Below are 2,144 nucleotides of genomic sequence, written 5' to 3'. Positions count from 1 at the left end.
TCTTCGTGTCGCCTTCCGCGGCACAAAAACAGGTGATTTACGCGAAGATCCGAATTATTCTACATATTTGACCGGTGCATCCTCTGCTGGCATTCCTATCGGTGTGTATGTCTTTTCTCAAGCGCTCAATACAGCAGAAGCCGTGGAAGAAGCGCAGTTTGCCATTGACCGCGTAAAAACGGCGAATATTCAGCTGCCGATTGTGATGGATTATGAATACTCCGATGGCTCCGGCAGGCTAGATACAGCAGGATTGAGCCAATCCGAGAAAACAGCCAATGTTCTCGCCTTCTGCAACACCATTCGGGACGCCGGATACGAGCCGATGCTGTATGCAACAAAAAGTTTCTTAACCAACGATGTCAATACAAATCAAATCCGAAACAGCGGCGTAAAAATCTGGCTGGCGCATTACACCACAAGCACCAGCTTCAGCAATTACGATTATTGGCAGTACTCCAGAGCTGGTTCTGTCCAAGGCATCTCTGCGGATGTAGACTGTAATTTCTATTTAACCCACGGGGATCTGATTGCCCCGACGCCAATCTGTGGATTTCAGGATGTCCTGTCAACCGATTGGTTTGCTCCGGCCGTGCGATTTGCCTTCCAAAACCGACTCATGAACGGTACCTCTTCTACACAATTTGCACCGTCCCTCTCTCTGACTCGCGCCATGGTGGCACAGGTGCTTTACAACTTCTCCGGCGCGCCAGCTGTCACACAGCCATCGTCTTTTTCCGATGTGCCCTCTGACCAGTGGTTTGCCAATGCCGTTGCCTGGGCGCAGCAAAATGGCATCATGAACGGCTATCCAAACAACACATTTGGTGCCAATGATCCAATTACCCGACAGGATTTTGCTGTTGTGCTGTATCACTATTCCAGCCAGCAGCAGCTCGACACCAGTACACGCGCCAATCTGAATCAGTACCGCGATGTTTCTTCCGTTGCCTCGTATGCGCAGGACGCGATGCAGTGGGCGGTTGCCTCCAAGATTATATCCGGCAAGAGCAGCACACAGCTGGCTCCCAGAGATTCTGCCACTCGTGCCGAGTGCGCACAGATGCTCAAGAACTATTTGACCGGCGTGGCTTCTTCTTTGCTTGGATCATAAGAACACAGACAGAAAAAACAGGCATTTCCGCGGGAAATGCCTGTTTTTTCATGCAATTGGTTCTACACAGCAAACGGTCAATTGATCGCCGTCCACGCGAAACCGAACTTCCAGTCCCGCAAATTCCATGCCATACACACGTTCCGGATCGTGCTGATACGAGGGGCGCGGATCGTGCGCGAGCACGCCGCGCAGCGCTTCTCGATGCGATTCCGGCACCTGTTCCAGCCATTGCTCCGGAAAATCTACATTTAGCGTATACCCGCTCGTATTCTTGGTAAATCCGCCTTTGGCATCCGGATGGTTGTCTGCATACGGGATAAACGGTTTGATGTCGTAAATCGGCGTACCGTCCATCAGATCTGCACCAGATACCCAAATCACCGGACCTTCTTCTGTGTGCAGCTGAATGTCTTCTATGCGCACGCTGGACAGACCAATCGGATTGGGTCGAAACGGCGAGCGCGTTGCAAACACACCCATGCGCGTATTGCCGCCCAGCCGCGGCGGACGCACAGTCGGAGACCATGTTTTTCTGCGCGCATTACCGGAAAACTGCCAAATCAGCCACAGATGGGAAAAATCCTCCAGTCCGCGCAGGGCATCGGGATTCCGATATTCCGGTTCAAATACAATCTTCGCCCGCAGCGTATTTACAATGCCACTCTGCCGCGGAATGCCGAACTTGGTCGGAAAATCCGTGCGAATCGTGGCAATCACTTGCATTTCATTGTCATTCATTCTATCACCCCATAGAAATTTCTGCTGTACTGCCGGAAGTACCGCGACGAACGACAATCTGCCGCCCAATGCGGTCTTTCAGCTCCGCGACATGGGAAATAATGCCGATGAGCCGATTGCCGCCAGACAGGCGAACCAGCACACCAATTGCCTGTTCCAACGCCGCACTGTCCAGCGTACCAAAACCTTCGTCCAAGAAAACAGTCTCTACCAGCACGCCGCCCGCATAGCTCTGAATCACATCCGACATGCCAAGTGCCAACGCCAATGCGCCGAGAAAAGATTCTCC

At 52.3% G+C, this 2,144-nt stretch carries 3 protein-coding genes; 1 reads left to right on the top strand and 2 read right to left on the bottom strand.

Going from position 1 to position 2,144, the window contains the following annotated elements:
- Positions 1 to 1,114: S-layer homology domain-containing protein (locus tag ACR0P9_RS11420; protein WP_432620251.1), on the top strand; the 1,114-nt coding region annotated here is incomplete at its 5' end.
- Positions 1,115 to 1,162: 48 nt separating this feature from the next.
- On the opposite strand, the gene tsaA is transcribed toward ACR0P9_RS11420, so the two are convergent.
- Together tsaA and ACR0P9_RS11410 are read right to left on the bottom strand one after the other, a co-directional pair.
- Positions 1,163 to 1,855 carry a tRNA (N6-threonylcarbamoyladenosine(37)-N6)-methyltransferase TrmO gene (gene tsaA, locus ACR0P9_RS11415; RefSeq protein ID WP_432620249.1) on the bottom strand — a complete coding sequence of 231 codons (693 nt, stop codon included), beginning with the start codon at positions 1,853 to 1,855 and terminating at the stop codon, positions 1,163 to 1,165.
- 4 nt (positions 1,856 to 1,859) lie between these two features.
- Positions 1,860 to 2,144, bottom strand: a 285-nt coding sequence (locus ACR0P9_RS11410; protein ID WP_432620247.1) for an SbcC/MukB-like Walker B domain-containing protein, incomplete at its 5' end; no start/stop codon positions are given.

The sequence above is a fragment of the Butyricicoccus sp. genome, assembly GCF_050872565.1.
Lineage (GTDB): Bacteria > Bacillota > Clostridia > Oscillospirales > Butyricicoccaceae > Butyricicoccus_A.
This window is presented reverse-complemented; position numbering and strand designations above follow the sequence as displayed.

Bases quoted from the DNA above. Each gene is read 5' to 3' on its own strand.
- tsaA (WP_432620249.1), bottom strand. From the start codon at position 1,855: ATGAATGACAATGAAATGCAAGTGATTGCCACGATTCGCACGGATTTT.